At 60.2% G+C, this 7,822-nt stretch carries 6 protein-coding genes; all 6 read left to right on the top strand.

Going from position 1 to position 7,822, the window contains the following annotated elements:
- The coding region (locus B3849_RS06965) for a proton-conducting transporter membrane subunit (protein ID WP_286779952.1) at positions 1 to 1,365 on the top strand (1,365 nt) is incomplete at its 5' end.
- Positions 1,365 to 2,921 (top strand): NADH-quinone oxidoreductase subunit M, encoded by a 1,557-nt coding sequence (locus B3849_RS06960; protein WP_005853958.1) that lies wholly within the window; start codon positions 1,365 to 1,367, stop codon positions 2,919 to 2,921. The genes B3849_RS06965 and B3849_RS06960, both read left to right, overlap by 1 nt.
- An 11-nt stretch (positions 2,922 to 2,932) precedes the next feature.
- Positions 2,933 to 4,378 (top strand): NADH-quinone oxidoreductase subunit NuoN, encoded by a 1,446-nt coding sequence (gene nuoN, locus B3849_RS06955; protein ID WP_005853955.1) that lies wholly within the window; start codon positions 2,933 to 2,935, stop codon positions 4,376 to 4,378.
- Between the two features lie 16 nt (positions 4,379 to 4,394).
- On the top strand, positions 4,395 to 5,177 hold the full coding sequence (locus tag B3849_RS06950) for a biotin--[acetyl-CoA-carboxylase] ligase (protein WP_286779951.1): 783 nt from the start codon (positions 4,395 to 4,397) through the stop codon (positions 5,175 to 5,177).
- A gap of 21 nt (positions 5,178 to 5,198) precedes the next feature.
- The gene (locus B3849_RS06945; protein ID WP_009824851.1) at positions 5,199 to 5,972 is read left to right on the top strand and encodes a type III pantothenate kinase; all 774 of its coding nucleotides are present in this window, start codon (positions 5,199 to 5,201) and stop codon (positions 5,970 to 5,972) included.
- Positions 5,973 to 5,976: 4 nt separating this feature from the next.
- The gene (locus B3849_RS06940) at positions 5,977 to 7,644 is read left to right on the top strand and encodes a ribonuclease J (protein WP_005853949.1); all 1,668 of its coding nucleotides are present in this window, start codon (positions 5,977 to 5,979) and stop codon (positions 7,642 to 7,644) included.
- The last annotated feature ends 178 nt before the right edge of the window (positions 7,645 to 7,822 follow it).

Genomic DNA, 7,822 nt, shown 5'->3' with positions numbered 1-7,822 from the left:
GACGCGATGGAAGGCCCGACGCCTGTGTCGGCGCTGATCCACGCCGCGACGATGGTGACGGCCGGTGTTTTCCTTGTCTGCCGTATGTCTCCGTTGATGGAGGTCGCCCCCGAGGCGATGACTTTCGTCACCTTCCTAGGAGCCACCACCGCCTTTGTCGCCGCGACCATCGGTCTGGTGCAGAACGACATCAAACGCGTCATCGCCTATTCGACCATGTCGCAGCTTGGGTATATGTTCGTGGCCGCTGGCGTTGGCATGTATTCTGCCGCGATGTTCCACCTGTTCACCCACGCGTTCTTCAAGGCGATGTTGTTCTTGGGGGCGGGGTCGGTGATCCACGCGATGCACCACGAGCAGGATATGCGTAACTATGGCGCGCTGCGTAAGAAAATCCCCTATACGTTCTGGGCGATGATGATCGGTACGCTGGCCATTACCGGTGTCGGTATTCCGTTGACGCATTTCGGCTTCGCGGGCTTCCTGTCCAAGGATGCGATCATCGAAAGCGCCTGGGGCGGCGGGTCCATGTATGGCTTCTGGATGCTGGTGATCGCGGCCGCGATGACAAGCTTCTACAGCTGGCGCCTGATGTTCCTGACCTTCTTTGGCAAGGCGCGCGGCGACAAGCATACCCATGACCACGCACATGAAAGCCCGATGGTGATGCTGGTGCCGCTTGGCGTGCTGAGCCTTGGCGCGATCTTTGCGGGTATGATTTGGTACAACAGCTTCTTTGGCCACGCCGAGGATGTGGGCGAGTTCTATGGCATCCCCATGGCCGAGATGGCCGCCGGTGGTGAAACCCATGTTGAAGGAGCGGAAGACAGCCACGCCGACGCAGGCGATCACGCCGAGGACGGCCACGGTGCCGACGCCGGTCACCACGGTCCCGCCTTCGCCGGTGCACCGGGCGAGGGGGCCTTGTATATCGCACCCGACAACCATGTTCTGGACGACGCCCACGCCGCACCGGCATGGGTCAAGGTCAGCCCGTTCATCGCGATGGTCTTTGGCCTTGTGATGGCCCTGTGGTTCTACATCTGGAACCCGACCCTGCCGTCGCGTCTGGCGGCGAACCAACGGCCGCTTTATCTGTTCTTGCTGAACAAGTGGTATTTCGACGAGCTGTATAACGTGATCTTCGTCAAACCCGCGATGGCCATCGGTCGCTTCTTCTGGAAGCGCGGGGACGGCAATGTGATCGACGGCACGCTGAACGGTGTCGCTATGGGGATCATCCCGTTCCTCACCCGACTGGCAGGGCGCGCGCAGTCCGGCTATATCTTTACCTACGCCTTTGCCATGGTGATCGGCATCGCGGTCCTTGTGACCTGGATGACGATGAGCGGGGGGGCACACTAATGGATCATCACTTGCTTTCCATCATTACCTTCATGCCCAGCTTTGCGGCGCTTATTCTGGCTGTGTTCCTGCGGGGCGATGACGCCGCAGCGGGGCGCAATGCAAAGTGGCTCGCACTGATCACGACGACGGTCACCTTCCTGATCTCGCTGTTCATCCTGTTCGACTTCGACCCGTCCAACACCGGGTTCCAGTTCGTCGACGAGGCGCAGTGGCTGATGGGGCTGCAATACCGTCTGGGCGTTGACGGGATTTCGATCCTGTTCGTGATGCTGACCACCTTTATGATGCCACTGGTCATTGCCGCCAGCTGGAACGTAGAGACGCGGGTCAAGGAATATATGATCGCCTTCCTGCTGCTGGAAACGCTGATGCTCGGCGTGTTCATGGCGCTGGATCTGGTGCTCTTCTACCTCTTCTTCGAAGCAGGTCTGATCCCGATGTTCCTGATCATCGGCATCTGGGGCGGGGCGAACCGCATTTACGCTTCGTTCAAGTTCTTCCTCTACACCTTCCTCGGGTCCGTCCTGATGCTGGTGGCGATGGTGATGATGTACGCGGATGCCGGCACGACCTGTATTGGCGGATGCGAGGTCAGCTTGCTGACCCATACCTTTGCCTCCGACAGCTTCTCGATTGCGGGGATCACCGTGGTCGGCGGTTTGCAAACCATGATGTTCCTGGCGTTCTTTGCCAGCTTCGCGGTGAAAATGCCGATGTGGCCGGTGCACACATGGTTGCCTGACGCACACGTTCAGGCCCCGACAGCCGGTTCCGTGGTGCTGGCGGCGATCCTGCTGAAAATGGGCGGCTACGGCTTCTTGCGCTTCTCGGTGCCGATGTTCCCCGTGGGGGCAGATGTGATGGCCCCGCTGGTGCTGTGGATGTCGGCGATCGCGATTGTCTATACCTCGCTGGTGGCGCTGGTGCAGGAAGACATGAAAAAGCTCATCGCCTATTCCTCGGTTGCGCATATGGGTTTCGTGACCATGGGTATCTTTACCTTCAACCAGCAGGGGCTGGATGGCGCGATCTTCCAGATGATCAGCCACGGCTTCATCTCGGCTGCGTTGTTCCTCTGTGTGGGCGTGATCTATGACCGGATGCACACCCGCGAGATTGACGCCTATGGCGGTCTGGTGAACCGGATGCCTGCCTATGCGCTGGTGTTCATGTTCTTCACCATGGCCAACGTCGGTCTGCCGGGGACATCGGGCTTTGTCGGGGAATTCCTGACGCTGATGGGTACGTTCCAGGTGAACACCTGGGTCGCGGCGGTAGCCACCTCCGGGGTGATCTTCTCGGCGGCCTATGCGCTGTGGCTCTATCGCCGCGTGGTGATGGGCGATCTGATCAAGGAAAGCCTGCGCACCATCACGGACATGTCGCGCCGCGAACGCTGGATCTTTGCCCCGCTGGTGGCAATGACGTTGCTGTTGGGTGTCTACCCGGCGCTGGTGCTCGACATGATCGGGCCTTCGGTTGCCGCCCTTGTTGATAGCTATGATACGGCCCTGGAGGCGGCAGGTGCCGCTGTCCAGACGGCCTCAGAATAAAGGACCGCGCGATGATTTCCGCTGATCTGAATGTCATCCTGCCCGAAATCCTGCTGGCGCTTTTCGCGATCCTGGCACTGCTTGGGGCGGTTTACACCAACAAGGACGCCGCCGCGGGGGTGATCGTCTGGGCCACGGCAATCGTGATGACGCTGCTGGCGATCTGGATCGGTATGACCAGCGGTGGCACCACGCGCATCGCCTTTAACGGTCTGTTCGTCGAAGACAGCTTTGCCCGTTTTGCCAAGGTCACCATGCTGCTCAGCGCTGCGGCGGTGCTGGCGATGTCCGAAGCCTATATGAAAAAGCGCGGGCTACTGCGGTTTGAATATCCGGTGCTGATCGCGCTGAGCGTCGTCGGCATGATGATGATGGTCAGCGCGGGCGACCTGATGACCCTTTACATGGGCCTCGAGCTGCAATCGCTGGCGCTTTATGTCGTCGCCTCTCTGCGTCGTGACAGCGTGAAATCGACCGAAGCGGGTCTGAAGTATTTCGTTCTGGGCGCTTTGTCCTCGGGGCTGCTGCTCTACGGTGTGTCGCTGGTCTATGGCTACGCCGGCACCACGCAATTCGCGGGCGTGATGAGCCTTGCAAGCGCCGGGCAGACATCGATTGGCCTGTTGTTCGGGATCGTCTTTGTCGTCTCCGGTCTGGCGTTCAAGGTATCGGCCGTGCCGTTCCACATGTGGACGCCTGATGTCTACGAGGGCGCACCGACGCCGGTTACAGCTTTCTTCGCCACAGCCCCCAAGGTTGCCGCGATGGCGCTGTTTGCCCGTGTGCTGCATGACGCCTTCGGCAATGCTGTCGCCGACTGGAGCCAGATCGTCGCGCTGCTGTCGGTCCTGTCCATGTTCCTTGGTGCCGTTGCCGCGATTGGTCAGACCAACATCAAACGCCTGATGGCCTATTCCTCGATTGCTCACATGGGCTATGCGCTGATCGGCCTTGCTGCGGGGACTGAACTGGGTGTCAAATCCATGCTGGTCTATCTGGCGATCTACGTGACCATGAACATCGGCACCTTTGCCTTCATCCTCGGGATGGAGAAAGACGGCCAGCCGGTCACCGATATCTCGGCGTTGAACATGTATTCCAAACGCGCGCCGGGTAAGGCGCTGGCGATGCTGGTGCTGCTGTTCTCGCTTGCTGGTGTGCCGCCAATGCTGGGCTTCTTCGCCAAGCTGGGTGTCTGGCAGGCGGGTGTGGATGCGGGGCTGGTCTGGCTGGTTGTTGCCAGCGCCGTGGCCTCGGCCATCGGTGCCTATTATTACCTGCGTATCGTTTTCCTGATGTATTTCGGTGCCGAAGGCGATGACCGCCTGGACGAAGGCAAAAGCAGCCTGCTGTCGGGGTTCGTTGTTGCCTCTGCCGTGATCATGGTCGTGGGTATCCTGAACATGTTTGGCGTCGAAACTGCTGCGATCTCTGCAGCGGCGACGCTGATCAACTGATCTGCCGGTGACATCGGTGAACAATGGCGCTTCCACCGCGGGAGCAACGGGGGCCAAGGCGCAGAACGCGTCTTGGCCCGATGGCTATGGGCGGCAGGTTTTCGATAGCGTCGATTCCACCCTGAGCGAGGCGGCACGCCAAGCGAGCGCGCTGACGGGGTCCACATGGATCCTCGCGCAGGAGCAGACCGCCGCACGCGGTCGGCGCGGTCGGTCCTGGGCCACGCCACGGGGCAATTTTGCCGCGACGCTGATGATGCGCCGGTCCGAAAGCCCCTCGACTGCTGCACTGCGCAGCTTTGTCGCCTCGCTTGCCCTGCGCCGTGCCTTTGTCGCTACCACGCGGGACGAGGGGGCCTTTACCCTCAAGTGGCCCAACGACGTGCTGCTGAATGGCGGTAAGGTCGCGGGCATCCTGCTGGAAAGCATCGGTGATTTTCTGGCCATCGGAATCGGGGTGAACCTTGCCCATGCGCCCGGTGCCGATCAGGTCGAGGCAGGGGCCCTGCGCCCCGTTTCCGTCGTGGCAGAGACTGGCCAGGTCGTCCCGCCCGAGGTCTTTTTGGATGCGCTGGCGGCGGAATATGCGCAGCTGGAGACGCAGTTCCAGACCTATGGTTTTGCCCCCATCCGTACCGCGTGGTTGTCCCATGCCGCGCGTTTGGGCGAAGAGATCGTCGCGCGCACCATGAAGGATGAAACCCGTGGTGTGTTCGAAGACGTGGACGCGCAAGGCAACCTGATCCTGCGCACCCCCAAAGGCCGTGTGCCCATCACTGCGGCGGATGTATTTTTCTAAGCGCGAGCGGAGGGATGTGCCATGCTGTTGGCGATTGACTGCGGAAACACCAATACAGTCTTTTCGATCTGGGACGGGGCGCGGTTCCTCGGGACGTGGCGGACCTCTACCGAATGGCAGCGTACCTCTGACCAATATTACGTCTGGCTCAGCACCTTGATGAAGTTTCAGGGCGTCGAGGCAGACATCACCGATGTCATCATCAGCTCGACCGTGCCGCGGGTGGTGTTCAACCTGCGCGTTCTGGCGGACCGCTATTTTGACACGCGGCCCATTGTGGTGGGCAAACCCGATTGCCTGCTGCCCGTGGATGTCCGCGTTGACGAAGGCACCGCCGTGGGGCCTGACCGTCTGGTCAACACGGTGGCGGGGCATGATCTTTATGGCGGTGATCTGATCATTGTCGATTTCGGCACGGCGACGACCTTTGACGTGGTCGATACGGACGGGGCCTATATCGGCGGGGTGATTGCCCCCGGTGTGAACCTGAGCCTTGAGGCATTGCATAACGCCGCGGCGGCCTTACCTCATGTAGACATCTCGAAACCACAGGCGGTGATTGGTACAAATACCGTCTCTTGCATACAATCGGGCATTTTTTGGGGTTATGTTGGCCTCGTCCGTGAGATATGTGCCCGAATAAAGGCTGAGCGCGGCCGCGAAATGCGCGTGATTGCCACAGGCGGGCTGGCCCCGCTCTTTCAACAGACAGTCGATCTGTTTGATGCATACCAAGATGATTTGACGATGCACGGCCTGACCGTGATTTATAACTATAACAAGGATACCGCTTAGTCATATGAGCAGCGAAAGATTGATCTATCTGCCCCTCGGTGGGGCAGGTGAAATTGGCATGAATGCCTATGTTTATGGATACGGGAAACCCGGTAAGGAGCGGCTGATTGTTGTCGACCTTGGCGTGGCCTTCCCCGACATGGACACAAGCCCCGGCGTGGATCTGATCATCCCCGATATCGCCTGGCTTGAAGAACGCCGCGACCAGATCGAGGCGATTTTCATCACCCACGCCCACGAAGACCATATCGGTGCCGTGGCCCATACCTATGACCGCCTGCGCGCGCCGATCTACACGCGGAAATTCACCGCCAATATCGCCAAGCGCAAGATGGACGAATACGGCCACCCCGACGATGCGGTGACCACCGTGGCCCCTTGGCCGCAGCAAACGACCGTAGGGCCGTTCAAAGTGGGCTTCCTGCCCATGTCCCACTCCATCCCTGAATCCTCGTCGCTGGTGATCGACGTGGCCGGTGATCGGCTGATCCACTCGGGCGACTTCAAGATCGACATGACACCCGGTGTTGGTGAACCCTACGACCCCGAGCTTTGGGCCGATGTGTCCAAAGACGGCGTCAAGGCGCTGATCTGTGACAGTACCAACGTCTTCTCGCAGCATGCCGGTCGGTCCGAAGCGACCGTCGGGCCAGAGATTGAAAAGCTGCTCGGCACCGCGCAGGGTATGGTCGTCGCGACGACCTTTGCCTCTAACGTCGCGCGTGTGAAGACGCTGGCGGATGCGGGCGAACGGGCAGGGCGGTCGGTTGTGCTGCTGGGACGCGCGATGAAACGCATGGTCGAAGCCTCGCTTGAAACCGGCGTGATGAAGGACTTCCCCCCGGTCGTGAGCCCGGAAGAAGCCCGCGGCATCCCGCGCGAGAACCTGATGCTGCTGGTAACAGGTTCGCAAGGGGAGCGTCGTGCGGCGTCGGCACAACTGGCACGCGGCAAATACATGGGGCTGGAAATGAAGGAAGGGGACATGTTCCTGTTCTCCTCCAAAACCATTCCGGGCAACGAGCGTGGGGTGATCAAGGTGATCAACGCATTCTCCGAGATGGGCGTTGATATCGTCGACGACAGCTCGGGTCTGTATCACGTATCGGGCCACGCCAACCGTCCCGATCTGGAAACGCTGCATGACGTGGTCAAGCCGCAGATCCTGATCCCGATGCATGGTGAGCACCGCCACCTGCGTGAGCACACCAAAATCGCAAACGCCAAGGGGATGAAGGGTGTTCTGGCCGTTAACGGCATGATGATCGACCTGTCGGGCAACGAGCCCAAGGTCGTTGAATATGTCGACAGCGGACGGACCTACCTTGACGGCTCTACCCAGATTGGCGCGATGGATGGCGTTGTGCGCGACCGTATCCGCATGGCGCTGAACGGCCACGTCACCGTGACCGTCATCCTGGACGAGAATGACGAAGCCTTGGGTGATCCTTGGGTCGATGCCATGGGTCTGCCTGAGCAAGGGCGATCCAAGACGTCGCTGGTTGACGTGCTGGAAGCCGATCTGGCCCAGTTCCTTGGCCGTGCTAATGCCAAGACCCTGCGCGACGACGACAAGCTGCACGATGGGTTGAAGCGCACTGTGCGTCAGTCCGCCAACGATGAGATCGGCAAAAAGCCCGAGGTTACCATCGTGGTCAGCCGCCTGAGCTAAAACGCTCTCACGCTAAATAGAAACGCCGCGCAGCCCCCTGCGCGGCGTTTTGCGTTTGTAGGGCAGGGTGTGGCGCGTCGGAGCGGCTGCAAGGCAAAACGGTAACCATAAAGAAAAAGGCGCAGAGGATGCTCTGCGCCTTTAATCGTTTCTGTCGTAAACCTCCGGCGGTGGCCGT

It is taken from the genome of Sulfitobacter sp. UBA4523 (genome assembly GCF_002388305.1).
Lineage (GTDB): Bacteria > Pseudomonadota > Alphaproteobacteria > Rhodobacterales > Rhodobacteraceae > Sulfitobacter > Sulfitobacter pontiacus.
Note: the sequence above shows the minus strand (reverse complement) of the source record. Positions and strands in the feature narration are given on the sequence as shown.